Genomic DNA, 23876 nt, shown 5'->3' with positions numbered 1-23876 from the left:
TCAGCCGCCGCCTTTCTTCTTGGGCGGTTCGATCGGGCACAGGAAGTGTCCCGTCCGGCTGATGTAGTCTTGGTGGTACTCCTCGGCCGGCCAAAACTGGGGCGCCTTGACGAACTCGGTGACGATGGGGTCGGCCAAGCCCTTCTGGGCCGCCGCCCGTGCGGCCTCAGCTTCGGATTTTTGCTGGTTGTCGGCGTAGAAGAGCACGCTCCGGTAGCTGTCGCCCACGTCGGGGCCCTGGCGGTCCTTGGTCGTCGGGTTGTGGAACTCGGTGAAGAAGAGGTCGGCCAGTTTCCGGTAGCTGACGGATGCGGGGTCGAACTCGACCAACACGGACTCGGCGTGGCCGGTCGTGTGGTCGCACACTTGACGGTAAGTCGGCGAGGCGGTGTGCCCGCCGGCGTAGCCGACCGCCGTCCCGGTCACCCCCGGCACCGCGCGGAACCGATACTCCAGGCCCCAGAAGCACCCTCCGGCGAACATGGCCGTTTCGCGCTTGGCACTCTTCGCCTTGAACTTCGTCGGCGTCAACACGACCTTGCCACCGACGGTCTTGCGCATCGCCTCACCGTCGTCAAGGCTCAAGGCGGCGGGCACACAACCCAAAAGCACGAGGCCCAGCGTGGCCAGGAAGATCTGCTTCATATGAACATCCTAATGCATTTGGGAGAGAATTCTTCCCATCGCCTGGTCAGACGACGGTGATCCGGCAGGTCGCGACGGGTCCGACGACCTGCCATTCGACGGGCAGGCCGAGGCCCTTAGCTAGCCCGAACATCCGCGAGTTCTGGGCGAACATCTCACCGACAAGCACTTTGACCCCACGCTCCTTCGCCGCGGCCACAAGACGGTCCATCATCGCCTTGCCGAGGCCGATCCCCTGGTAAGGGTCTCCGACAAAGAGGGCAAAGTCGGCGTCATCTGGGCTCCCAGGAACACGGACAAAACGGGCGACGGCGAAACCGACCGGACCGTCTGGGGTGTTCTGTCCCGCGACCAAGGCGAAATGGTCGTAGCCGTCTACCTGGGTCAGGTAGTCCAATTCGGCTTCGGTGAGGCTGTTCTTGACGCTCATGAACCGCCAGTACAGGCTGTCGGACGAGTAATGGGCCATGCCTTCGCGCAGGACATGTCGGTCCTCGGGACGGACCATGCGGACAACGCACGGGGTGCCGTCCCGCAAGACAAGGGACTCGGAGTAGTCGCGGTCAAACCGCATCTGCTTTCCACGTGAAGCGGGACGGTCGGCCGAGGCCCGGTTCGGCCAAAGCCCCGTCCCGAACGGCGAACCGACCCCCGACCAAGGTGTGCACGGGCCGCGCCCTCAGCCGCCGGCCGGTGAACGGTGACCAACCGCACTTGCTTCCCAGCCATGTTTCGGTGATTTCGAAGTCGGCCGAGAAGTCAAAGACGGCGATGTCGGCGGCGAACCCGGTGTCCACCCTGCCTTGCCGGGCCAGGCCATAGATCTCTGCCGGTCGCTGGGACAACATCCGGACCGCGCTGGTGTAAGTGACGACGCCTTGGGCCGCCAGGTCGTAGACAAGCGGGGCCAGCGTTTGGACCCCAGGCATGCCGCTCGGGCTCTTTGGGTAGGGCTGGGCCTTCTCCTCACGGGTGTGCGGTGCGTGGTCGCTGCCGAAGACGTCGAACAAGCCCTTCCGGACTGCGTCGAGGACCGCCGTCCGGTGACGGCCTCCCCGGACGGGCGGGTTCATTTGGACGAACGACCCCAGCGTGTCATAGTCCTCTTCGCCAAGCAAGATGTGCTGCGGTGTGACCTCGCAAGTCACGGGTAAGCCCGCCAGCTTGGCGTCCCGGATGAGGCCGAGTTCATCGGCGGTCGAGACGTGGAGGATGTGGACGGGCCGTCCTGTCTCGGCGCAGAGCCGGACGAGGCGTGAGGTGGCCAGCCGGGCCGCCTCGGCGTCGCGAAGGACAGGATGCTCGCGCGGGTGGGTCGGACTCAATGTGGACTTAAGGTGCCGGAGCCTTGGCTCGTCCTCGGCATGGACCGCGACGGTGCGGTGCCCGTTCTGGAGGACTTTCCGGACTCCCGCGTCACCCTCGACCAAGAGCGGGCCGGTGGAACTGCCCATGAACATCTTGATCCCGGGAGATCCGGGAAGCATCTCCAAGTCGGCCAACTCCCGCAAGTTGCTACCCGTCGCCCCGACAAAGAAAGCGTGTCCGCACCAGGCCCTGCCCTTCGCCCGGGACAGTTTGTCTTGGAGGGCCTCCGAGGAGACCGTCAACGGCGCGGTGTTCGGCATCTCGAAAACGGTGGTGACGCCCCCGGCCACTGCCGCCCGGGTGCCGCTTTCGAGGTCTTCCTTGTGCTCCAGCCCAGGCTCGCGGAAGTGCACTTGGGTGTCCACCGCGCCGGGGACGATGTGAAGGCCGCTGACATCGACGACTTCGGCGGCGTCCGCCGTCGACAAGGACCCGAGGGCGGCCACCATGTCGCCCACGACACCGACGTCGGCAGGGAAAACGGCGGTCGGCGACACCACGGTCCCGCCTCGGAGCACCAGGTCGAACCGGTCGGACATCGGCCCTGTCATACCCCGGACGACGAGCGGCGGGGGGCCGCTGGTATCCTGCACGCCGACCGCATGGCCGAGCCCGACACGCCCGAGGTCTCGATCTTGGTACCGGCCAAGAACGAAGAAGCGACGATTGCCGCGGTCGTGGAGCGATTGCTCGCCTTACCGCTCCGCAAGCAGATCGTCGTCATTGACGACGCCAGCACCGACCGTACGGTCAAGGTGCTTGAGCCCTACCGTGACCGGATCACCTTGGTCAACAACCCCGACCCGGGCGGCAAGGGCAAGGCGATCCGGGCCGGACTCAAGCACGCCACCGGCGCGGTCGTCGTGATCCAGGACGCCGATTTGGAGTACCTGCCGGAAGAACTCCCCTTGGTCGTCTGCCCGATCATCGAGGGCAACGCCAATGTCGTGTACGGCAGCCGTTTCACCCAGGGGATGAACAAGGACATGGCGCTGCCCAACAAGGTCGTCAACATCCTCCTCGCGTGGCTGGCCCGGTTGCTCTACGGCCAGAAGATCACCGACGAAGCGACCTGTTACAAGGCGTTTCGCCGCGACTTGCTTGAGCGAATGAACCTAGAGTGCCGCCGGTTTGAGTTTTGTCCCGAAGTCACTGCCAAGGCGAGCCGGCTCGGTGAGAAGATCAGGGAGGTGCCCGTCACCTACCATCCCCGAAACGTCGCCGAGGGGAAAAAGATCCGCTGGACGGACGGGGTCGAGGCGTTTTGGACGCTGGTCCGCCACCGGTTTACTAAGTTTTGACGGCACCGCCGGTATCCTGGTGCCTTGATCATCGCAGTCTTGTCCCTGGCGACGCTAGTCGTCGAGCCGTGGCACCTGGAGACGACGGCGGGCCCCCGGTTCCGGGTGGTCGACGAGGTGACGCGGGATTCGAAAGAACCGGTCACCGCGTGGGAAGCCGTGGCGGCCCGTCCACCAGATCTGGACGAGCAGCGGACCACGAAGCACGAGCTCTACGTGGACGGCCGGTTGGTCGCGCGCCCCGACGCCGTCGAAGACTCTCCCGCCCACGTCCCGGTGATGGCCGCGGTGTTCACCCGCGAGGAGACCGGTCACGGGGACCCGGTGAGTGTCTCCGCGGTGTACGAGGGGCAGATGTACCGCGTGAGGCTGGTACCGGGCCCGTCGCCAAAGGCCGTGCCCCAGCTGTCGGAGAAGGAGCGTTCCCTATGCTTGGCGGAGACCAAGGACATCGATTTCCGGTCAGCGGCTGTCCAGCAGTACATCGAAAAGAACGGACTGCGCCGGGGCAAGGACGAGGGGGTGGTCGACTTTGGTCGTCGGGTCTACCGAAACGTGCGCCAATCCATGAAATACAAGGTCGACGCTCCCTTTGACGGGCGGCCCTGCTCCGACGACCTCAAGACCATGGTCGGCCACTGTGGAAACTACTCGCGCTTGGCTGTCGCGGTGTTCCGGGCCAACGGTATCCCCGCCCGGGTGCAGTTTGGCCACTGGCTTACTAAGTCGGGCACATTTGAGGGTGGCCAGCCGCACACCCGCGCCCACTTCTGGGCTCCTGGGGTCGGTTGGGTGCTATGCGACACATCGATCGCCGTCCGCCCGGGAGGCTGGAAGCCCGAACGTGACCTGGACATCGGTTTCGGGTCGACAAGGACAGACTTTCTCGCCTATCACGTCCACGGTTGGCTCCAGGTTCCGACCCGGCATTGGGGCCCTCAACTGCAGACGCACTTGCAGGGAATCTATCTGCCGGCTCTCGGCGGGACTTGGGAGCATGCGACGTACCGCCACGTCATGACCGTGGAATTGAAACCGGCGGAGTAGGGCGCTGGGGGATCTTGGTCCTTCCTGAGGCGACCAGCTTCCCGTCCCGGCAGTCCACTTTGTCGACGGTCACGGCGTCAAAGAGTCCGAGGTCTCGGTCAAGGTCGACCACCGGCGTCAGGAGTTTGAGGACGGCGTCGCGGGCGGGTCCGTCCACCCGGTTCCAGTCGAAATAGACCTTGGCGTCCTGGAGCACGATCTTGGTCCCGTCTACGACACCCAGCTTGGCGATGCAGGTGAAGTCGGTCGTCACGAGGAGGAAGCGACCGTGGCCCTCCACCCAGACCACGCCCTTGTCGGCCCGGACCGTGCAGTCGGTGATCTCGGGGAACTTGGCCATGATGAACCGTGCGAGGTCTGCCTCCTTGATCGTGACCGAGCCGGTTCCTGTCCCCGACCTGCTCAAGCGGAGTCGGTGCTTGTCCCGGGCGAGCCCAAAGTCGTAGCGGCAGTCGGGGATGTCAGCGTCCAGTCTGTGCACGTGGAGCTTGCGGAGGGTGAAGTCGCTGAGGCGGAGGCCTAGGGTTCCGATCCGGCCACTCTTCGACCGGTCTGGCTCGGTGAAGAGCGGGAGTCCTTGGATGACGAAGTCTGAGGCGGTGATTTCGGCGAACTCTAAGTCGCCCCATATGCCGGCGAGTCCGTTGAGACCGACCTCGACCTTCACCGCCTTGTCCTGGCCCTCAAGCCTGGAGGCAACGTCCAATGCCGCAAGCCTCTGGAACCGGTGGATTTGCTGGTCGCCAAACAGTGTGCCGGTGACGAACAAGATTCCCAGGACAAGGGGGCCGGCCATGCGACAACCATACAGCCTTGTGGCGTCAGAAGGGAAGTGACCGCCCGCGTCTGGCTCGAAGACCATGCTGTCGTGCGTCTGACCGGCGGCGACCGGACCGCTTGGCTTCAGGGCCAAGTCACCCAAGACCTGTCCAAGATGGAGGCGGGTGACGCGCTGGAAGCGTGCTTTGTGAAGCCGACCGGGCAGATCCAAGCCTATGCCGAGGTGTTCGCCACGCCGGACGCCGTCCTCCTCGTCACCGACCGGCCGGCAATCGTGGAGGAAAGGGTGGGCCAGTTTGTCATTCTGGAGGACGTCCGGGCCGAGGTGGTCCAGGTCGGTGTGTGGAAGGCCCTAGGGCTCGGTCTACGCCTGCCCGGCGGTCCGGAGGTGCTGGCCCTGCCCGAAGGCAGTCTGGGGGACTATCACCTGGCCACACTTCGCGACGCGACACCGCTGGCCGGGGTCGATTATGACGACAAGACCCTGCTTCCAGAGCTTGGGCCGTCGTTCGTCGGCCGGACGGTCAGTTACAACAAGGGGTGCTACACGGGCCAGGAGGTGCTCATGCGCGTCCATAGCCGGGGCCACACGAACCGGACGTGGGTGGTCTTGCGAGTCGGCGGTGAGGTGGCGGCGGGCGACATCGTCACACACGGCGGCGAGAGAGTCGGCAAGGTCACCCGCGCGTCCGAGAGCGGGGCGGACGGCTGGTTGGCGGCCACGATGTTGCCGAACCGGTTGCTGCAATCTGGCACCCAGGTGCAGATCGGGGAAGTATCTTCAACCGTACCTTGACGCAAGACGCACTCTTGTCCTCACTCACCAAAGCATACGGCTGGAAGTGCTGCCGGTTCGTTTGCGTACTCCGCGGCGGGGAATGGAACGACGTCTGGAGGGTTCAGGCCGATGGAAAGGACTACGTCGTCCGATGGGCTCCACCCGCGGCGGACGAGGTAGCTCTCGAAGGTAGTCACCAGTTGATGAGCCTGGCGAGCCGTCAAGTCAGTGGTGTGTTTCCTCCCATACCCAACACTCTTGGGAGGACGGTCACGGACTTAGGAGGGCGTCTTGTCGCAGTCTTGCCATACGTCCATGGGTGGAAGGGTGAAAGAGGAAAGGTGAACGCCGAGGCAGCGGGGGCCTGGCTGGGTTGCCTGCACCGATGCGCCGTCAGTTTGCCGACTAAGGCACTCAAGGACGAGTTTGCCGTCTTAACCCCTTATGTTGCGAGTCTGCAGAGTCGTGGGATCGAACTAGAGCCCCTGCGTCGCGCATTGGAATCGTGGCTGGACGAACTCGAAGGCCAACCTACTGGATTCATCCATGGAGACTACTACCCGTCCAACGTCATCCTCTTCGATGGTCAGATAGCAGGTGTTATTGATTGGGACGAGGCGACGGTCGGCCCATTGGTCTGGGAGCTTGGGCGAGCCGTCTGGGAGTTTGCCGGGGACGCCGAAAACCGAACGTTTGACGGCCAAGTCGCACATGCCTTCTTGGAAGGCTACGTCAGGGAACGCGGTCCGATGCCATCACGTCGTCTCTTGTCAATGTCCATGGTTCAAAGTCGCCTTTGGGATGCCTTGTGGGATTTTCAGGGCATGGACCGGTTTGACGAGAAACTGGAGTACCACATGCGGCAGATCCAACTGATGAGTTGGATCAAGACGCTTGAGTTTTAGATGGTTCTCGCTTCTTAGCCGCCATCGCCATCAGGTGCCCCCCGAGGAGACAGACGACCAGCGCGGCGTTGAGGAGGGCGATCACAAGGTGCGGGTAGACCAGTCCGGACTTACTGAACTTCATCACGAACTGACCGCCGACGGCAAGCCCGACGAGAAGGGCGACGATATAGGCGGGCCGAGGCTTCTTTAATGACCAAAACATGCAGGCCAGGACGACCAGCCCGGCGCCGCCGCCACCGACAAGGCTCATGATCTCGTTGGCCTTGAGGGAACCGACCAGCCCAAGGGCGATCATCGCGACTGCGTACGCCACCATGCTCCACCGCGTCCAAGTCATGGTGTCATGCTACCGGCTGCCCGCGCTGCAGGCGGGACTGGGAGCACCCTAGGACGGCAACGGCAAGCCCATTGCGCCAAGCCATTCTCGTAACTTGGCGATCCTCGTGGCGTTGTCCTCGGGCAACTTGAACGGACGTCCCCGGCCGTCGATCATGACACCCACTGTGCCGCCCTCCAGCTTGACGGACACAGATTTGCCCTTACCGGCGCCGACGTCAAAGTTCGCCGCCGGGGTGACCGTCGCGTCGAGGAACTCACCTCGACCAAGCGGAATGACCTTGAGCTGCCCGACCGTGACGGTCTCGTTCACTCCGGAGCCGGTGACCGTCACCATCGTCTCACCCGGCTTTCCTGCGCCGACGGGGGCGACGCAGTGGCCGCACTTCACGATACAGTCGTACTCGAACACCTGTCGCGCCGCCTCGAAGAAGTGCTCGCTGAGCACACCCAGGTGCGGCATCATGAAGATCGAGTCCACCGTGAGCATCGTGATGCCCTCAGGTTCGTAGGCGTCGAGCATCATGAGGGCCGATTGGGCCCGTCTCGGGGCATGGGAAAGGACGCCCCCAGAGCCGATGACCATGTCGAGGTCCATCATCTTGATGAGCGTCTCGCCGGTGGTCTTTTGCTCAAAGATCTGCCCCATGTCGCGCTGTTGTTGGACGCCCTTGAGCGACCGGGCCAGCGACTTGTGGTGCAAGAAGGCAAGGCGCAGGGCCTCTCGCGAAACGGCGTGCTCGATCAACAGGTCTTCGTAGGTCTGGGGGATGGTCGTCGGGCGGATCATCTTGTTCCGCAGGCGGTTGCGCGTCTCGTAGGGGTCGATCTCAAACGGCAACCAGCGGGCGATGTTCTCCGTCCCCGCCTCTTTGAGCACGTTGCAGATCGAGTAGCTCATGCCTAAGTTGGCCGAAACGGTGCGGTTGTAAGTCTCTTGGAAGACGCTGAACACGTCGGTGGTCGCGCCACCAATGTCGACGCCGAGGATGTTGATGCCCTCCTGTTGGGCATAGCTGAGCATGAGCTTGCCGACCGCGTTCGGCGTCGCCATGACCTCTTCGCTGGCCCAGTCGAGCAGCTTGGAGTAGCCCGGGGCCTGCTGCATGACGTGCTCCAGGAAGAGCTCGTGGATCTCGTCGCGGGCCGGGCCAAGGTTTTCGCTGTCCATGGTCGGCCGGATGTTGTCGACGACCTTGAGGGCGATGTGCTCGCCCAAGACCTCGCGGACTTCCTCGCGGGCTTGGGTGTTTCCGGCAAAGATGATCGGCAACTTCATGTCCCCGAACCGCGGTCGGGGGTCGGCGCGCCGGATCACCTCCGCCATGTCGACCAAGTGCGACTTGGTGCCGCCGTCGGTACCGCCGGACATGAGGATGATGTCGGGCCGGAGCTGGCGCAGCCTCTCGACCCGTTGGAAGTCCTTGCGGCCGTCATTGACGGCGAGGGTGTCCATGAGGATCGCCCCGGCACCGAGGGCGGCCCGTTCGGCGCTTTCCGCGGACATCTCCTTGACGACCCCGGCGACCATCATCTGGAGGCCGCCGCCGGCCGAGCTGGTGCTGACGTAAAGGTCGCTGGCCTCAAGCGGGTTTTTGCGCTCCTCTGTCCGACAGCCTTCCTTGGTCAGCCGCCAGACATGACCGTCCTTGACGAGTGACCGACGACCCTTCTCAAAGCCCTCGGGCACCTCGGCCTCGGTGATCTCTTCGAGTTCGGCCATCGAGTTGAGGACGCCGACGGTGACATCTTCGAACGGTCGCTCGACGGTGGTGGGCGCTTCACCACGGGCGACCAGGCGGTAATCGCCGTCCTTGTTGCGCTCGATCAAGATGGCTTTGGTAGTTGTCGAGCCGCAGTCAGTGGCGACGATACGCTTGATGTCTTCCGACATGGTGCCGTCGATTATGGCAGGATCGGCGGCAGTGGGACTCTGTGCCGTCAAGAGGAAGCGTCAACTGGAGTTTGGCAAGCGCCGCCTCGACCGGGCTATAATCCGACCACCGCGGCTCAGCGGTCGTCAGGAGCACCAGAGTTGGCTGGAGTCACGTTCAAGAACATTTCCAAGGTCTTTGGCAAGGATGTCAAGGCGGTCGATAACCTCAACCTCGCGATCAACGACAAGGAGTTCATGGTGCTCGTCGGCCCGTCGGGTTGCGGCAAGACCACCGCGCTCCGCATGATCGCCGGACTTGAGGAGGCCACCGACGGCGACCTCCACATCGGCGACCTCAAGGTCAACGACGTCCCCCCCAAGGACCGCGACATCGCCATGGTGTTCCAGAACTACGCGCTCTACCCCCACATGACGGTGTACGAGAACATCGCGTTCGGCCTCAAACTGCGGGAGCTCAAGGGATTCTTCTGGCAAATCACCAACGCCGGGGAAGCAAAGAAGATCAAGACCGACATTGACAACCGCGTCAAGGAGGCCGCCAAGATGCTGGACATCGGGCACCTGCTCGCCCGGAAGCCGAAGGAGCTTTCCGGCGGTCAACGGCAGCGTGTCGCATTGGGCCGCGCCATTGTGCGCAAGCCGAAGGTCTTCTTGATGGACGAGCCGCTTTCCAACCTCGACGCCAAACTCCGCATCCAGACCCGGGCGGAACTGATCCGGCTGCACCGCGACCTCGGCATCACGACCATCTACGTCACCCACGACCAAGTGGAGGCCATGACAATGGGCCAACGGATCGCCGTCATGAGCAACGGCGTCCTCCAGCAGGTCGACGAGCCTGAGAACGTCTATAACCTGCCGGCGAACAAGTTCGTGGCGGGGTTTGTCGGCGCACCGCCGATGAACTTCGTCGAAGGCCGGGTTGAAGGAGGCCACTTTGTCGGCGGGGGCATGAACTTCGGCCTAAAGGCTGGCCATGCCGCTTTGGGCCACGAGGGCAAGAAGGTCACTTTGGGCGTCCGTCCGGAGGACATTTACGACGCCACGTTGTCGAAGGTGCCCGTCACCAATGAGAACACCTTCACCGCCGTCGTGGACGTTTTGGAGAAACTGGGCGCCGAGGACACCGCGTATCTCGTCGCTGGCGACCTCCACATCACGGCGACCCTCGACCCGTCTTCTCGTATTGAAGCGGGCACCTCGGCCCAGTTTGCCGTCGATCTGGACAAGATCCACATCTTCGACGGCGAGACCGAGATGGCGGTCCGATGATTCTGTGACAGTTCATGGGGGCCCGGCCCTGAGTGGCCGGGCCCTTGTAGCATGGGTCAGTTAACCTTGCGGTTGCGCTTCAGCAGGCCAAGGCCAGCGAGAGCAAGGATGGACATCGAGGCCGGTTCCGGCACGGATTCAAGCTGCCAGGCCATCCGGGCACCAGCGTTGTCAGCGAGCACTGGGTTGGCAAATCCATTGAAGTTGCCGTTGACCAAGGTCTGCAGTCCGCCTTGGATGTCAAAGGTGGTGTCGTAACCGAAGTTGGCCGAACCACTCTGGGTCGTCGCCCCGATGTAGTAGTTCTGGCCCGCCGCGAGATTCCAATTGACGTTGGTACCGTAGAGCCCAACGCCGATGCTGTTCATGTTGACGACCACGGAGTCGAGGATTGAACCGGCTCCGTCGGCGAGGAAGAACTTGACGTCGTCGTTGGACGACGTCAACTCGCCGTAGAATGTCGCCTTGCTGATGTGGACGTTGCCCGCATTTGTGTTGGCGAGGTGGAGGGCCGGCATGTATCCGCCGCTGCGGTTTGTCAAGTAGCTGCCAGGAGTGCTGTCATAGATGACAGCGGCATTTGCTGCCGCGACGACAGTAAGGAGTGATAGGGCGAGGATGCTTTTCATTTTCATCACCTTCAGCCATAAGCTGAACAGAGACCATTGTTGATGCAATTATCGAAGCAATCAGCCCATGTTTGCGAAATCCAAGTCAAGATGCTAGTGCAGTAAGTCGGTGCACCGGCCGGCGAGACCGAGTTGGCGGTCCGATAATTCTGTGGCAGTTCTTGGGGGCCCGGCGAGTGGCCGGGCCCTTGTAGCATGGGTCAGTTGCCCTTGCGGTTGCGCTTCAGGAGGCCAAGGCCAGCGAGAGCAAGGGCGGACATCGAGGCCGGTTCCGGCACGGACTCAAGCTGCCAGGCCATCCGGGCGCCAGCGTCACCAGCGTAATCTGGGATGCCAAATCCATTGAAGTTGCCGTTGGCCAAGGTCTGCAGTCCGTTTTGGGTGTCAAAGGTGGTGTCGAAACCGAAGTTGGCCGCACCACTCTGGGTCGTCGCGCCGATGTAGTAGCTTTGGCCTGCCGCCAGGTCCCAATTGACATCGGTGCCGTAGAGCCCAACACCGATGCTGCTCATATTTCGGACCACGGTGTCGAGGATTGCACCGGCTCCGTCGGCGAGGAAGAACTTGACTTTGTCCTTGGTCGACGTCAATTCACCATAGAAGGTCACTTTGGTGATGTGGACAGTGTCCGCATTGGTGTTGGTGAGGTGGAGCGCCGGCATTTCTGAGTCGTGGCGGGTTGTCATAGAGTCGCCAGGAGTGCTGTCATAGATGACAGCGGCATGAGCTGCCGCGACGACAGCAAGGAGTGATACGGCAAGAATGCTTTTCATTTCATCACCTTCAGCAAAAGCTGATCAGACATCATTATTACTACAACTGTCGAATCAATGAGCACAATCAGGAAAGAACCAAGCCAAGATGCTAGTGACGTAAATCAGAACACCGGACCAATTGGCACAATCTCGGCGGTCCGATGATTCTGTGACAGTTCTTGGGGGCCCGGCGAGCGGCCGGGCCCATGTAGCATGGGTCAGTTGCCCTTGCGGTTGCGCTTCAGGAGGCCAAGGCCAGCGAGAGCAAGGACGGACATCGAGGCCGGTTCCGGCACGGACTCAAGCTGCCAGGCCATTCGGCCGCCAAAGTCACCAGCAAACACTGGGTCGGCATATCCATTGAAGTTGCCGTTGGCCAGGCTTTGCAGTCCGTTTTGGGTGTCAAAGTTCGCGTCGTAACCAAAGTTGGCCGAACCACTCTGAGTCGTCGCCCCGATATAGTAGCTCTGGCCCGCCGCCAGATCCCAGTTGACGTTTGTGCCGTAAAGTCCAACGCCGATGCTGTCCATGTTGACGACCACGGAATCGAGGATTGAACCGTCTCCGTCGGCGAGGAAGAACTTGACGTTGTCGTTGGACGACGTCAACTCACCGTAGAATGTCGCCTTGCTGATGTGGACGATGCCCGCATTTGTGTTGGTGAGGTGGAGCGCCGGCATGTATTCGCTATCGCGGGTTGTCAAAGAGTCACCAGGAGTGCTGTCGTAGATGACCGCGGCATTTGCCGCCGCGACGACAGCAACGAGAGATAGGGCAAAGATGCTTTTCATGTTCATGACCTTCAGCATAAGCTGAACGAGATCAATGCTGATGCAACTATCGAAGCAAACAGCGCATTCCTGCGAAAACCTAGTCAAGATGCTAGCGATGTAAGTCAGAAGACCGGACCAGTTGGACGCGGGTAGTGGCCAGTTGGGCCATGGCGTATCGGACGCCCTCGCGCGTGTTGCCGCTATCGTGGTCTCCCCCATAGGGCATATTGTCAAACCGGAGTGAGGGGGCGTCGTTCACCACGACCCCTCCGACGCGGAGTTGATGGAAGGCAGCCTCGGCCACGTGGAGGTCTCTGGTGAACACGCCAGCTTGCAGCCCGAACCGAGACGCGTTGACCATCGCAAACGCTTCGCTCCAAGTCCCAAACGGCGCGACGGTCGCCACCGGGCCGAAGACTTCCTCGGTGGCGAGGCGCACGGAGCCGGGAACGTCGGCGAGCAATGCCGGCCATACCGTGTTGCCGACGCGGTGGCCTCCGGCCAGGACCCTGGCCCCCACCGACTCGGCCTCTTCGACCCACTCCATGACGCGGTCTGCCGCCGTCACGTTGACAAGGGGACCGCACACGGTGCCATCGAGGGCGGGGTCGCCGGTCGGGACACTATCCGTACGGCGCGTCAGCACTTCGACGAACTGCCCGTAGACGGCCTCGTGGCACCGGACATGCTGGGTCGAGACACAGACCTGACCGGCGTAGCCGTAAGCGCTGGCCACCGTCCTGGCCGCCGCGTCATCTAGGTCGGCGTCGGGCCCGACAAGGACATAGGCGTCGCCGCCCAACTCCAACAAGACCTTTTTGTGGGGCACCGTGGCTTGGATGTGCCTGCCCACGCGTAACGACCCGGTGAAGCTGACCACCGCGACCCGGTCGTCGCGGACAATTCGCTCGGCCAGGGTGTTGTCACAGTTCAGGATCTGGGCGACCCCGGGCGGGCAGCCCGCTTCGTCCAGGATATGGGCCAAGGCCTGGCCGCAGAACGGAGCCAGGGACGGTGACTTCACGACGACCGTGTTGCCCGCCGCCAGCGCGGCGGCTACCTTGTGGGCGGCCAGGTTGAACGGCCAGTTGTACGGTGTGATGCAGAGGACCACCCCGACAGGGAACCGCCCGGTCTTGATCGAGACGCCGTCTCCCCGAGGGTCAAAGTCGGCCGGGATCACCACGCCGGTCGGCCGGGTCAGCTCGTCGGCGGCAAGGTCGAAGGTGATGGAGGCGCGCAGGATTTCGCCTCGGGCGGCCCTCACCGGCTTGCCAATCTCTTCGACCATCGACTGGACCCATTCGTCCGCTCTGTCCCTCAGAATCTGTGCGACACGGCGAAGCAAGGCCTGTCGTTCGCGGACGGGGGCGGTGCCCCAGGCTGGGGCCGTCTGGGCCGCACTGGCCAGGGCCGACTCGACTTCGTCGGGGCCGGCGACCGCCACGGTGCCGACCTCGCGGCCGTCCCACGGTGAAAACACCGTCTCGACCCCAGTCCCTTTGACGAGCCGGCCTGCGACGAGGAGGTCTCGGTGTAACATACTGGAATTACACCTCCCCTCGGAGCGTGACAGTGGGTTCGCAATCATGAGGCATAAGATCATTTGCGCGCTTGACACGGGGGACCTGGATGAAGCTCTCTCCACGGTCAAGCGGTTGAAACAATTCTGTGGGGCGTTCAAGATCGGTCACGGGCTGACATTGCCCCACGGGCTCGACGTCATCGACCGCCTCCGCGACGCGGGGGCCGAGCGCGTGTTCCTCGACCTCAAGTTCCATGACATCCCGAACTCGGTCGCGATCGGAGTACGGGAAGCCGCCAAGCGCGGGGTTTGGATGCTGACCATCCACTTGAGCGGCGGGCCGGCGATGGTGACCGCCGCGGTCGAGGAGGCGCGCGCCCATGCGATCGACGAGGCTCCGATCTTGGTCGGCGTCTCGGTGCTGACCTCGCTGAACGAGCACGACCTTCACGATTATTTAGGCACGCCCCGGTCGGTCATCGAGCACATGTCGGTCTTGAGCGGGATGGGGGTCAATTGTGGCCTGGACGGGGTCGTCTGTTCCGTCCACGAGGCCAGGGAGATCCGAGCCCACATCGGCCATGGCGTGATCGTCACTCCGGGCATCCGCCCGGCCCACGGCGAGACCAACGACCAGCGCCGGGTGGGAGACGGCCGGGCGGCCATCGAGGCCGGGGCCGACTACATGGTCATCGGTCGTGCCCTGACCTCGCACTCCGACCCCGTGCGGGCGTTGGCCGAACTCGGGTTGGATGTCGCCCCGGTCTGAGTTTCAGGCCGCCCTCTCGGCCTGGTACGACGCCGAACGCCGCGACCTGCCGTGGCGACAGACCCGCGACCCGTATTCGGTCTGGGTCAGTGAGGCGATGGCCCAGCAGACCACCGTCGGCGTCGTCGTCCCGTACTGGCGCCGATGGTTGGAACGGTTTCCCGACATCCAGTCGCTCGCCGAAGCAGACGAAGACGAGGTGCTGGCCCTCTGGCAAGGGCTCGGCTACTACCGGAGGGCCAGGTCGTTGCTGGCCGGAGCCCGAAAGATGGTCGCCGACGGTGTCCCGACCGACGCGTCGGGCTGGAGGCAGGTGCCGGGAGTCGGGGGGTACACCGCCGCCGCTGTGGCGAGCATCGCCTTTGGTGAGCCAGTGCCGGTCGTGGACGGCAACGTCGAACGGGTCTATGCCCGCTTGAACAATGACCCGGCGTCGGGGCCCAAGCTGAAGCAGGCCGCCATGACTTGGGCGGGAGACCAACTTCTGGCCGAACGCCCGGGTGACTGGAACCAGGCGGTCATGGAACTGGGTGCCTTGGTTTGCACCCCTCGCAACCCTGACTGTGGCAGGTGCCCGGTGCGCCGGTGGTGCGGGGCCGCCAACGCCGGTGACCCCTCGAGCCTCCCGACCAAGCCCCCCAAGGCTCCAGTCGTCCAACTTGCTTGGACGTGCCGGATGACCACCCATGACGGTCATTGGGCGGTCGAGCGGGTCGCCCCTGGGGGGTGGTGGGAAGGCATGTGGCGGTTTCCGACGGACGAAACCCCGCCGTCACCGGACGACCAAGTCCTTGGCACTGTCCGGCACACCGTGACCCGCCACCGACTCACCATGGCGGTGACCTTGACCAAGGTCAGCGGTCGGACAGCAGGCTACCGTTGGTGCGATACGGCTGAGGTTCGCTCGCTGGCGTTGCCGGCTCTGTATGCAAGGGCTTGGGAATTGGCGCAGAACGCACCGGCTCTTCCTGGGCTTCGGGAAGTCTGATCCAGCCCCGGTTGAAGACCTCAGTCAAGCCGGCGTAGACCATGCTGAACGCCACGCTGATGAAGAACAGCCCGACGACCAGGGTCAAGATCCTCAGCCCGTGACGCCGGGCAAACCGCTCTTGGGCCAAGAACATGGAATAGAACCGGGGCCGGATCCGGGCAGGGACAGTGCTTATCATACGGCGCTGAAGGCGACGGACGCCTCGGCGTCGCATCACCCACAGCATCCCGGCCCAAATGCGCCGGGCCACATGACTTGCAAGGTTCATGTCAACACGCCAAAACCAGACAGACTGACCACTTCGCCGTCCTCGTTATAGAAGGACAGATACAAAGTGCCGACCGGTTCTCGGCCGCGGACGACTTTGACGAGCACGGTCGTCGCGTCGGAAACCTGACACTCTCCAATATAAGGCGGACCAAAGCGCGGGACGGGTTTGGTCCTATCGAAATAGCCCACACATTTCTTGCCGTCGACCCAGACCATCACCCCCGCGTCGCATGCGGCGAAGACACGGTGGTGACCCGGGCGGGGCAGGTGGGCGGTGGCAAAGAGGTAGACGACTCCTGGCCCGCCTTCGAAATAGGGCTCCACCTCGAAGGCGGTGCCGGGCAGGTGTTCGGCCCGCCACCGGAGGGGAAGTCCGCTCCGCGAACTCAGGGCCTGGTCGGCCCGCTGCTCCGTCTCGGGGGCATAGACCTTCTCATAGCCCAAGTCTTCGGTGTTGGCGAAGGGACCGATGACGTACCACTGCTCGGCGGCAAGGACAGGCATGGGGAAATCAGCTTCGCCGAGGTGCAGGGTGATCTGTTCTGGCCGGGGCGACCAGTCCGCGGGGGCCTGGGCGACAAGGACGAACGAGGTCGATTTGCCCGGCTGCGCCCGGAACGGCGCCAACCGGTGGGCCACTTGCCACCCGTCCGGAACGGACAGGCGAGGCTCAATGGCCAAGTCCGCCTCGCTCTTGTTGGTGACAACGACCTGGAGCTGGAGCGACCCACCCGCCTTCACCGCAGGAGGCGAGTGGTAGATGACGTCGACTTGGGCGTCCCCGACCCGGGCCGTCAAGGTCTTGGCCGTCGCGGCGACGAGGGCCGCAATCTCTGGCCCTGGGGTGGGCGGCAGCGGGGTCTGCGGGGCTCCGCCTTGATCGACAGGGACGACGGAGTCCGTGACAACCTCGGCTTGGGTCGGCACCGCCGTTTCCGGGACCAAGTCAGCCAAGGCGGTCAGGGTGCGGCTGGCGTCTATCCCGGAAAGAGCGTGGCCGGAGACATAGTCGTCGCCCAAGACCCCCGTCCATTCGTCGGGCACGGTTCCGGAAAGGAGGGTGGCCAATGTACCGGCGACAAGTCCGCCATGGTCGGACGCGGCGCCACAACCGGCGGCGACCAACGGCGCGGTGCCCCACGTCCCGGAACCCGCCGACAGGCCGCACAGGACCCAGCAGAGGGTCAGGGCTGCGTGGGAGGGGTCGACCAAGCCCAGCTGGACGGGAAGAGTCAGCAGGAGGTTCTTGGCCGCGTCGGGGTCACCTGACTTGGCAAGGGCCGCCTGGACGGAACGTGTCGCCAAGCTCTCGACCGGCAAGATCGCGTTGGCCGCCGCGACCAGTTCGGTCACTGACGTCCCCGGCCGGGCCGCCGCGACCCACCAGGCCACGACCGCGGGCACGGACACACCGTCGCCAAAGTGGTCGATGCTCGCGTCAGCCACTGCCCACCGGGCCGCGGTGGCCGGGTCGCCATGGAACGCCAAGCCCCAGAACACGGCTCGACCCATGGCTTCGCTTCCTTCGCCCAAAGGGTTTGCAAACGCCCCTGACAGGCCGGGCCGCAAGCCGCGGCGCAGGTTCATCAGCCCAAAACCGCCTTCCTCGGACCTCCCGCGCCAACACGCCGACCAGGTGTCGGCCAGGGTCTCCGGCGACTTGCCGCCGCGCAGGTGCGCCGCCCAGAGGTGCCAGGCGTCCAAAGCGTCGGACTGGGCCATCCGAAGGGGGACGGGGTCGTAGAACGTCAGGCGGGTGTACGCCTTCTTGCCTCGTTGCGCGGCCCCCAGGGTCCAGCCGACGACGGCGCCCTTCACCGCTTGGCGTACCAGTTCCGACATGGTGTGCTCCATTGTGTCCCGGTGGCGACCGGGGCCCGCTGACCAGAATAGGCGGTGCACAGCTTGGACGTCTGGCTGTTCCGGCAGATATACGGCTGGCCGCAGTCGTGGGCCCCGCTCTTCGTCGGGTTGAGCGAAGGGAACAAAAACTGGGCTGTGCGCCTGCTTTTCCTGGCACTGTTCGTGACGTGCCTGGTTCAAGCAAAGTTGCGCCGGGCCGCGTTGGTGGGCGTGTCGGCCTGGCTTCTGTCCGACGCCTTGTGCAACTTGCTGAAGTCGGGGCTCAAGGGTCTGCGTCCGACGGTGGAGCTCGCGACGGAGGTTGTCGCGAGGGTCGAGGGGGGCCACGGGTACGGCACGGCTTCGGCCCATGCGGCAAGCACCATGGCGGTGGCCGTGGCCTTCATGATGGTCGACCGCCGGTGGGGCACGGCGTGGCTCGTCGTCTCACTGATGACCGGGCTGGCCCGGATCTATGTGGGCGTCCACTTTCCGTCGCAGGTCTTGTTGGGCTGGGCCGTCGGTGCCTTGGTGGCATGGTCCCTCACCAAGCTGAGCCTAAGGATCTGGCCGGGCAAGCGACCGGCCGTCGAACCGGACGTCAGCGAGTCACCGCAAGGGGCCGACTGAGGTCGATGTTGCCCAACGTGTCCACGGACTGCCCGTCAATCGTGAACTTCACCCACTTGACTTCGGGGAACTGGCCCATGACCCGGCAGATACCTTCGACGACCATCTGCTCGTCCTCCGTGCCGTAGCCATGGCGTAGGGCGGGAGGAAAGTCAATGGTCGCCACTCCGTCGGAGACAGTCACCGATTGGACACGAGCCTCTTGGGGGACCGCCTTGATTTGGGACAGGTAATCGTTCAGGGTGAACAGCTTGGGGTCGACCCCCGGGGGCACGTCCGAAACATGGGACTCTGTCGTGAAGTCCGGGGTGAACCCGACCCTAAAGGTCTTGACCTTCTCCGTCTTGGGTGCTTCGGCCTTGTCTGCCTGTTGCGGTTGCGCGGTCGCTTCGACGGGCGGTTTCTTGTGCAGGGCGGCAGGGACGACGCGGCCCATTTGGGCGACGGTCGCGACCGCGCCCAAGGTCACCGCGCCAAGGATGACAAAAACCCAGGCGGCCCGGTTGGCGGCTTTGGTGGTGGTGCGGCTCGACATGGTCACTCTTCTCCGAAGTATGTTTTCAATCCTCGGACGACAGCAGCCCCGACTTGCTCGGCGTAACCGTCCTCTTGGATGGCCCTACGGTCGTGGGAGTGGGTGATGAACCCGAGTTCGAGGAGGACAGCCGGCACGTTCGTCTCCCGGAGGACCGAGAACCCGCCGCGGTAAATACGCGTGTCGCTCCATGTCCCCATATTCGGTATGACGCCGATGCGGGCGATTTGGGTTTGGATGCACTCGGCAAGGAGCCTTCCGACCGGGTTTTGGGCGTGATAAAAGGTCATCCCTCCGCTCCGGGTCTCCGCCACCGTGTTTGAGTTGATGTGGATGCTGACGAAAGCGGCTGCTTCACTCTGGTTGGCGAGCAAGGAACGTTGGCCCAGGGTCGGATACGTGTCCGCGTCGCGGGTCATGATGACGCTCGCACCGGCTGCCTGCAGCGCTCGGGCCGTGGCAAGGCCGATTTTTAGGGTGAGATCCTTCTCAAAGAGGCTGTTGCCCCAGTCGCAACCGGGGTCCTTTCCTCCGTGGCCCGGGTCCACGACGATGATTTTGCCGCTGAGCTTGCCCTTCTTGGGGCGGAACAACCGGATGACGAGGGCGTCGTTCTTGGTCGTCAGCATGAAGGCGCTGGCTGAGTTCATGCTCAAGACCAATGTGGAGTTGGGCTCGCTGTTCGCCGTTCCGACGCTCTTGAGCAGACGACTGTCCTGAGTGACCTCGCCAGGACGGTCGAAGGTCGCGCCCCCGATCGTGAGAGCGATCTGGGTGGGGGTGACATAACGGACGACGGGGGTGTTGTCCACCCGGCGCGAGGTCGGGACTTCGACCACCACGCCGCCTTCGTCCCCGTCGCTGACCTTGGGGGTGCCGAGGACGACGGGCATGCCGGTGGAGCCGGGAGGCGCGACACGCTCCAAGATCGTCAACGGCTCACCATTCGGCAAGGACGTGTTGGCCATCAGTTTGGCCGGTAACTTCACCCGGACATTGCGCGTTTCCAGCGACTTGGGCGGGACAAACCCAGCCAGGTAGGGGCTCGTCACGACGACCCTGACGGTGTCTTCGTTGACTTGGCCGATCCGCCAGCCGTCCGGCAGGTTTTCCGTCAGCCGGCTGGACATTTCGCCGCCCTTGAGGTCGACGACAAGGCGGACGGGGTCGGTCTCCAACTTGAACGTGGGCCTCACCTTGATCGTGGAGTCGATCTGGAAGCCTTCGTTGGTGAGGTCTAGGTTGCGGACGCTGGCCTTGAAGTTGTAGGTGTCCCTCGTCTTGTTCCAGTAGGCGATCGCGCCGAGTTGCGCGGCCGACTCAGCCAAGTCGATCGCGGGTTGGCCGGCGACGAACTGGGTCGACAGGCGCAAGATGCGTCCCTCGGCACTGACATCGGTGTCGCGCCCGTGGGACACGGCGTTCCAACCCCACGACTTGATCTGGTCAAAGGTGACGAGGCACTGGTCGCCCACACGATAAGCCCGCGACGCGTCAGCGCCTCGGGCACCAAAATCCACTTTGACTGGCTGGGGAGCCTGGCTCCAAGCCGTTGCCACCGTCCCGCAAAGCAGGAGGCCTGAGAGCCACGTCCGGAGCATGCCTCGCCATTGTACCAGGCCCTGTGGAAAAGCCGGCCCTGAGTATCCTACTGGATGTCTCGGGCGATTAGCTCAGTTGGTTAGAGCGCCTCCTTTACACGGAGGATGTCGGGGGTTCGAGTCCCTCATCGCCCACCACCTTGACCTGCTTATGTGCCCCGGGTGTCACCGTAGAGGTCGATGTGGAGCCTTGGCGACAGGCGCCAACCGTGCTTGAGGCAGACAGGAGCAAGTTCACGCATCCTGATGTGCTGGATGTCGGCATTGACGCCTTCGGCCATCACGAGGACCCGGTCAGGGGGGACATGGGGCAGTTGGCCAAGGATTTCCCGGACTTCCGCGGCGCCGTCGGCTTCGGTCAAGACAAACTTGAGTTGGGTGTCGTAGGTTTCGATCAGCGTCCTCGTGGGGGTGAGGTCGGACCGGGTCTGGTCATGACGCTCGGCCCAACCGCTTGAGCTCGGTGGCGTGGAGTTGGACAACTTCGGGCTGATGGACATGAGGTCGCAAGGGAGCCGTCGGAACACCGTCCCGGCCGTCTCGACGGTGATGACGTGATCTAAATCCTTGAGACCTTGGGCCAATGAGACGATCGGTTCGAAGAGCATTGGTTCGCCTCCGGTCAGGACGACATGCCGGACGCCCAACTCCTCGACGGTGTCGATGATCTCGGCGACGGTGAGGGTCGGGCCTTCGGGGGCCCAACTGGCGTACGGCGTGTCACACCAGACACACCGGAGGTTGCAGCCAGAGACGCGGACAAACGTCGAAGGCACGCCGGCCCAGATCCCTTCGCCCTGGATGCTGGTGAAGATCTCGGCGATCCGGAGCTTAGCTCCGGACAAGGACAGGGTCCTCCAGACCCAGCTCTCCGAAGGCGCGCTTGCGGATGAGGCACGAGTCGCAATGCCCGCATGCCGCACCGGTCGGGTCGGGGTCGTAGCATGAATGGGTCAGGCCGTAGTCCACGTCCAGTCGCAAGCCTTCTTCAATCACTTGCCGCTTGGTGAGGTGGAGAAGGGGAGCGTGCATTGTCAGCCGGTTACCTTCGACCGCCCGCTTTGTCGCTACATTGGCCAGTTGCCCAAAGGCCTCGACGAAGGCGGGCCGACAGTCGGGATAGCCACTGTAATCGACCGCGTTTACCCCGCAAAAAATGTCGTCAGCCCCCAAGACCTCGGCATAAGCCAAGGCCAGGCTGAGCAGGACCGTGTTCCGGGCCGGAACGTAGGTGACCGGTATGTCGGTCATCGACCCTTCGTCCCGGTCCTTTGGGACGGGAATGTCGGCAGTGAGTGCCGAGCCACCCAGAGCGGTAAGGTCGATGTTGACGACTTTGGGGGCGCGAAATCCCATCGCCGCCGCGGCGCGTCGGGCCGCTTCGACCTCGACCTGGTGGCGCTGGCCATAGGCGACGGTGAGGGGAAACGGGTCGAACCCGTCCCGGCTCGCCATGGCGAGGACAGTCGTCGAGTCCAGTCCACCCGAGAACAGCACGACGGCTTTCTTCATGGTTGCGATCTTATCGCACCCTTGGGTCACGGGCGGGCCATGGCTGACCGTCAATCTGGGCAAAGTCGGGGCCGATCAGGTCAGGTCACCAAGTTTCGCGAATCAGGATTGAAATTTGTGGTTCAACCATATAATATTGAAAGGTCAGGGCTCGAACGACGAACACGTCAGAGCACCGGAGAAGGCACTGTATGGTCCACTCAAGAACAAATGACAGGCGTGGGCCCCGCTCGCGGGGATTCACGTTGATCGAGCTTCTCGTCGTGATCGCGATCATCGCCATCTTGGCGGCGATCCTCTTTCCTGTGTTTGCCCAGGCCAAGCCTGCCGCCAAGACTTCGAGCACCATCTCGAATGTGAAGCAGTTGGGCACCGCGGTCCACATCTATGCCAACGACTACGACGACATGACGCCCGGGGCGTTCATGTGCGCGAACGGGGAGCCGCACGAGAACTACTGCGGGGCGGACTGGTGGAGCGACGACTCGAGCCTGTTCATCACGTGGACGACTGAGCTTTGGCCCTACATGAAGAACGGTGAGATCACGATGGACTCGGCTCAACGCGCCCCCGTCGCCACACTCGCCCCGTCGCCGGGCTCATTCAACTGGGGCCGCTACACGACCATCGGTATCAACCGGATCGGGGCGGCGGGAGTCGAGTCGTACACGGACACCTATCACTTCACCCCTGGCCGCAATTTGTCGACCCAGGAAAACATCTCGACCCGCGCTCTCTTCACCGCGACCCGAGACGACCGTGGCGGTGGATGGGGGGTCTTCTACTTTGACAGTTGGCAGGCCTGCGACCCGAACTACACCGGCGAATCGTTCTGGAACAACATCGTCTACGAAGCGACGAAGTCGCATCGCAAGATGATCCCGACCGTCCGCCTGGATTCCAGCGCCAAGACCATCCCGTGGGACAAGGTCAAGAAGCGGCCAGGCGCGGAATGGTGGGATTTCGACTACACCTATTGGGGCGAGCCATACAGCGCGACAAACTGATGGGAATCCGTCTCGCAAAGCTAGCTGTGTTGGTATTGGGCGTGGCCATGTTCCTCGTGGCATGTGACCCTGCGCCGCCCAAGGACAACTCAAACATCAAGGCACCCACGCCCCCGCCGCCACCAGGGGGGCCAGGGCGCAAATGAACCGGTGGGCCGGGAACCTTCGCTATCGGCGGTACTCGGCCCAACTGGTCGGAGTCTCCCAGACTCGGACTCGTTCAAGGGAGACCTTACCGGCCGGAATCGTGTAGGGAACACCGGAATCACTCAGCCCCTTGAACCCGTCGGCCAAGACCCGGTCGAGGAAGTCGAAGATGTCTCTTGCCAAGACCTCGGTCGTCGGGTCGGAGTCGTCAAAGACGACGGTGCTTCCGGGATAGACCCGTTCAATCTCCTCGCGTAAGGGATCGGCCGCGTTGACGGCCATGGCATGGTCCAAACGGTCGATGTGCGCGCCGCAAGCCAGAGACAACGCCTTGAAGTCGACGACCATGTCGTGGTCGTCGAGGGAGTCGGCGGAGACGACGACCTCAATGCGCCGGGTGTGCCCGTGAGGAAAGCGGCACCTTTCCGGATGCTTGCTCAGCATGTGGCCGCTTTCAACCGTGAACGACTTGCAGACGAGGAACCGTGGCACGGCGACATTGTGCCACGGGGCTTGCGTGGGTGCCCGGCCAGGGTGGGGGACACCCTGGCCGAAGCA

The 23876-nt window shown here is 63.5% G+C and carries 25 protein-coding genes and 1 tRNA gene; 10 read left to right on the top strand and 16 right to left on the bottom strand.

The genetic code is table 11. The features are described 5' to 3' along the window. The 3 genes from msrA to KF857_07270 are packed head-to-tail and all read right to left on the bottom strand — an operon-like array spanning nt 1 to nt 2552. A complete protein-coding gene (msrA, locus tag KF857_07280) occupies nt 1-645 on the bottom strand; it encodes a peptide-methionine (S)-S-oxide reductase MsrA (GenBank protein ID MBX3111796.1) in 645 nt (214 codons plus the stop codon). Nucleotides 646-691: 46 nt separating this feature from the next. Continuing rightward, nucleotides 692-1219: a GNAT family N-acetyltransferase gene (locus tag KF857_07275; GenBank protein ID MBX3111795.1), complete on the bottom strand. Its 528-nt coding sequence runs from the start codon at nt 1217-1219 to the stop codon at nt 692-694. Next, nucleotides 1209-2552, bottom strand: coding sequence for a dihydroorotase (locus tag KF857_07270; protein ID MBX3111794.1), 1344 nt, complete (start codon nt 2550-2552; stop codon nt 1209-1211). Before KF857_07270 ends, KF857_07275 begins: the two co-directional genes overlap by 11 nt. A gap of 63 nt (nt 2553-2615) precedes the next feature. On the opposite strand from KF857_07270, the gene KF857_07265 reads away from it, so the two are divergent. Continuing rightward, entirely contained in the window at nt 2616-3314 is a 699-nt protein-coding gene (locus tag KF857_07265) for a glycosyltransferase family 2 protein (GenBank protein ID MBX3111793.1), read from the top strand. Nucleotides 3315-3338: 24 nt separating this feature from the next. Then, nucleotides 3339-4361 carry a transglutaminase domain-containing protein gene (locus KF857_07260; protein MBX3111792.1) on the top strand — a complete coding sequence of 341 codons (1023 nt, stop codon included), beginning with the start codon at nt 3339-3341 and terminating at the stop codon, nt 4359-4361. Here KF857_07260 and KF857_07255 read toward each other — a convergent pair. Then, the gene (locus KF857_07255; GenBank protein ID MBX3111791.1) at nt 4330-5157 is read right to left on the bottom strand and encodes an LmeA family phospholipid-binding protein; all 828 of its coding nucleotides are present in this window, start codon (nt 5155-5157) and stop codon (nt 4330-4332) included. The two genes, KF857_07260 and KF857_07255, sit on opposite strands and share 32 nt — an antisense overlap. A 36-nt stretch (nt 5158-5193) precedes the next feature. Here KF857_07255 and KF857_07250 point away from each other — a divergent pair, with 36 nt between their 5' ends. Together KF857_07250 and KF857_07245 are read left to right on the top strand one after the other, a co-directional pair. Then, complete coding sequence (locus tag KF857_07250; GenBank protein MBX3111790.1) at nt 5194-5937, top strand: hypothetical protein; 744 nt, start codon at nt 5194-5196, stop codon at nt 5935-5937. Next, on the top strand, nt 5934-6824 hold the full coding sequence (locus tag KF857_07245; GenBank protein MBX3111789.1) for a phosphotransferase: 891 nt from the start codon (nt 5934-5936) through the stop codon (nt 6822-6824). Before KF857_07250 ends, KF857_07245 begins: the two co-directional genes overlap by 4 nt. Here KF857_07245 and KF857_07240 read toward each other — a convergent pair. Then, entirely contained in the window at nt 6805-7164 is a 360-nt protein-coding gene (locus KF857_07240; protein ID MBX3111788.1) for a hypothetical protein, read from the bottom strand. The genes KF857_07245 and KF857_07240 overlap by 20 nt on opposite strands. 48 nt (nt 7165-7212) lie before the next feature. Next, on the bottom strand, nt 7213-9057 hold the full coding sequence (locus KF857_07235; GenBank protein ID MBX3111787.1) for a glutamate mutase L: 1845 nt from the start codon (nt 9055-9057) through the stop codon (nt 7213-7215). Nucleotides 9058-9198: 141 nt separating this feature from the next. Here KF857_07235 and KF857_07230 point away from each other — a divergent pair, with 141 nt between their 5' ends. Then, nucleotides 9199-10332, top strand: a complete 1134-nt coding sequence (locus KF857_07230) for an ABC transporter ATP-binding protein (GenBank protein MBX3111786.1) — start codon at nt 9199-9201, stop codon at nt 10330-10332. A 56-nt stretch (nt 10333-10388) separates the two neighbouring features. On the opposite strand, the gene KF857_07225 is transcribed toward KF857_07230, so the two are convergent. The 4 genes from KF857_07225 to KF857_07210 form a co-directional block, all read right to left on the bottom strand. Continuing rightward, a complete protein-coding gene (locus KF857_07225) occupies nt 10389-10961 on the bottom strand; it encodes a PEP-CTERM sorting domain-containing protein (protein ID MBX3111785.1) in 573 nt (190 codons plus the stop codon). A gap of 200 nt (nt 10962-11161) precedes the next feature. Beyond that, the gene (locus KF857_07220) at nt 11162-11734 is read right to left on the bottom strand and encodes a PEP-CTERM sorting domain-containing protein (protein MBX3111784.1); all 573 of its coding nucleotides are present in this window, start codon (nt 11732-11734) and stop codon (nt 11162-11164) included. A gap of 200 nt (nt 11735-11934) precedes the next feature. Continuing rightward, nucleotides 11935-12507, bottom strand: coding sequence for a PEP-CTERM sorting domain-containing protein (locus KF857_07215; protein ID MBX3111783.1), 573 nt, complete (start codon nt 12505-12507; stop codon nt 11935-11937). Between the two features lie 91 nt (nt 12508-12598). Next, on the bottom strand, nt 12599-14032 hold the full coding sequence (locus KF857_07210; protein MBX3111782.1) for an aldehyde dehydrogenase family protein: 1434 nt from the start codon (nt 14030-14032) through the stop codon (nt 12599-12601). Between the two features lie 46 nt (nt 14033-14078). Between KF857_07210 and pyrF the strand changes: the two genes are divergently transcribed. Both pyrF and KF857_07200 read left to right on the top strand, forming a co-directional pair. Next, nucleotides 14079-14783: an orotidine-5'-phosphate decarboxylase gene (gene pyrF / locus KF857_07205; GenBank protein ID MBX3111781.1), complete on the top strand. Its 705-nt coding sequence runs from the start codon at nt 14079-14081 to the stop codon at nt 14781-14783. Continuing rightward, nucleotides 14767-15771: an A/G-specific adenine glycosylase gene (locus KF857_07200; protein ID MBX3111780.1), complete on the top strand. Its 1005-nt coding sequence runs from the start codon at nt 14767-14769 to the stop codon at nt 15769-15771. Before pyrF ends, KF857_07200 begins: the two co-directional genes overlap by 17 nt. A 267-nt stretch (nt 15772-16038) precedes the next feature. Here KF857_07200 and KF857_07195 read toward each other — a convergent pair whose 3' ends face one another. Then, the gene (locus tag KF857_07195) at nt 16039-17886 is read right to left on the bottom strand and encodes an ADP-ribosylglycohydrolase family protein (protein MBX3111779.1); all 1848 of its coding nucleotides are present in this window, start codon (nt 17884-17886) and stop codon (nt 16039-16041) included. Nucleotides 17887-17949: 63 nt separating this feature from the next. Here KF857_07195 and KF857_07190 point away from each other — a divergent pair, with 63 nt between their 5' ends. Beyond that, nucleotides 17950-18516 carry a phosphatase PAP2 family protein gene (locus KF857_07190; protein MBX3111778.1) on the top strand — a complete coding sequence of 189 codons (567 nt, stop codon included), beginning with the start codon at nt 17950-17952 and terminating at the stop codon, nt 18514-18516. On the opposite strand, the gene KF857_07185 is transcribed toward KF857_07190, so the two are convergent. Both KF857_07185 and KF857_07180 read right to left on the bottom strand, forming a co-directional pair. Then, nucleotides 18488-19051, bottom strand: coding sequence for a GerMN domain-containing protein (locus tag KF857_07185; protein ID MBX3111777.1), 564 nt, complete (start codon nt 19049-19051; stop codon nt 18488-18490). The two genes, KF857_07190 and KF857_07185, sit on opposite strands and share 29 nt — an antisense overlap. 2 nt (nt 19052-19053) lie before the next feature. After that, nucleotides 19054-20652, bottom strand: a complete 1599-nt coding sequence (locus KF857_07180) for an N-acetylmuramoyl-L-alanine amidase (protein ID MBX3111776.1) — start codon at nt 20650-20652, stop codon at nt 19054-19056. 61 nt (nt 20653-20713) lie between these two features. Here KF857_07180 and KF857_07175 point away from each other — a divergent pair. Beyond that, nucleotides 20714-20790, top strand: a tRNA-Val gene (locus KF857_07175). Between the two features lie 11 nt (nt 20791-20801). Here the strand turns inward: KF857_07175 and KF857_07170 are convergent. Further along, nucleotides 20802-21497 (bottom strand): 7-carboxy-7-deazaguanine synthase QueE, encoded by a 696-nt coding sequence (locus KF857_07170; GenBank protein MBX3111775.1) that lies wholly within the window; start codon nt 21495-21497, stop codon nt 20802-20804. After that, nucleotides 21484-22164 (bottom strand): 7-cyano-7-deazaguanine synthase QueC, encoded by a 681-nt coding sequence (gene queC, locus KF857_07165; GenBank protein MBX3111774.1) that lies wholly within the window; start codon nt 22162-22164, stop codon nt 21484-21486. Before queC ends, KF857_07170 begins: the two co-directional genes overlap by 14 nt. 245 nt (nt 22165-22409) lie before the next feature. On the opposite strand from queC, the gene KF857_07160 reads away from it, so the two are divergent. Next, nucleotides 22410-23171 (top strand): DUF1559 domain-containing protein, encoded by a 762-nt coding sequence (locus tag KF857_07160; GenBank protein ID MBX3111773.1) that lies wholly within the window; start codon nt 22410-22412, stop codon nt 23169-23171. 168 nt (nt 23172-23339) lie between these two features. Here the strand turns inward: KF857_07160 and KF857_07155 are convergent, their stop codons facing one another. After that, nucleotides 23340-23810: a 6-carboxytetrahydropterin synthase gene (locus tag KF857_07155; GenBank protein MBX3111772.1), complete on the bottom strand. Its 471-nt coding sequence runs from the start codon at nt 23808-23810 to the stop codon at nt 23340-23342. Nucleotides 23811-23876 lie beyond the last annotated feature (66 nt).

It is taken from the genome of Fimbriimonadaceae bacterium, assembly GCA_019638795.1.
Lineage (GTDB): Bacteria > Armatimonadota > Fimbriimonadia > Fimbriimonadales > Fimbriimonadaceae > JAHBTB01.
This window is presented reverse-complemented; position numbering and strand designations above follow the sequence as displayed.

Bases quoted from the DNA above. Each gene is read 5' to 3' on its own strand.
- KF857_07200 (MBX3111780.1), top strand. From the start codon at position 14,767: ATGTCGCCCCGGTCTGAGTTTCAGGCCGCCCTCTCGGCCTGGTACGAC.
- KF857_07255 (MBX3111791.1), bottom strand. From the start codon at position 5,157: ATGGCCGGCCCCCTTGTCCTGGGAATCTTGTTCGTCACCGGCACACTG.
- KF857_07270 (MBX3111794.1), bottom strand. From the start codon at position 2,552: ATGTCCGACCGGTTCGACCTGGTGCTCCGAGGCGGGACCGTGGTGTCG.
- KF857_07225 (MBX3111785.1), bottom strand. From the start codon at position 10,961: ATGAAAAGCATCCTCGCCCTATCACTCCTTACTGTCGTCGCGGCAGCA.
- KF857_07240 (MBX3111788.1), bottom strand. From the start codon at position 7,164: ATGACTTGGACGCGGTGGAGCATGGTGGCGTACGCAGTCGCGATGATC.
- pyrF (MBX3111781.1), top strand. From the start codon at position 14,079: ATGAGGCATAAGATCATTTGCGCGCTTGACACGGGGGACCTGGATGAA.
- KF857_07215 (MBX3111783.1), bottom strand. From the start codon at position 12,507: ATGAAAAGCATCTTTGCCCTATCTCTCGTTGCTGTCGTCGCGGCGGCA.
- KF857_07180 (MBX3111776.1), bottom strand. From the start codon at position 20,652: ATGCTCCGGACGTGGCTCTCAGGCCTCCTGCTTTGCGGGACGGTGGCA.
- KF857_07185 (MBX3111777.1), bottom strand. From the start codon at position 19,051: ATGTCGAGCCGCACCACCACCAAAGCCGCCAACCGGGCCGCCTGGGTT.
- KF857_07275 (MBX3111795.1), bottom strand. From the start codon at position 1,219: ATGCGGTTTGACCGCGACTACTCCGAGTCCCTTGTCTTGCGGGACGGC.
- KF857_07235 (MBX3111787.1), bottom strand. From the start codon at position 9,057: ATGTCGGAAGACATCAAGCGTATCGTCGCCACTGACTGCGGCTCGACA.
- KF857_07265 (MBX3111793.1), top strand. From the start codon at position 2,616: ATGGCCGAGCCCGACACGCCCGAGGTCTCGATCTTGGTACCGGCCAAG.
- msrA (MBX3111796.1), bottom strand. From the start codon at position 645: ATGAAGCAGATCTTCCTGGCCACGCTGGGCCTCGTGCTTTTGGGTTGT.
- KF857_07210 (MBX3111782.1), bottom strand. From the start codon at position 14,032: ATGTTACACCGAGACCTCCTCGTCGCAGGCCGGCTCGTCAAAGGGACT.
- KF857_07220 (MBX3111784.1), bottom strand. From the start codon at position 11,734: ATGAAAAGCATTCTTGCCGTATCACTCCTTGCTGTCGTCGCGGCAGCT.
- KF857_07195 (MBX3111779.1), bottom strand. From the start codon at position 17,886: ATGTCGGAACTGGTACGCCAAGCGGTGAAGGGCGCCGTCGTCGGCTGG.
- queC (MBX3111774.1), bottom strand. From the start codon at position 22,164: ATGAAGAAAGCCGTCGTGCTGTTCTCGGGTGGACTGGACTCGACGACT.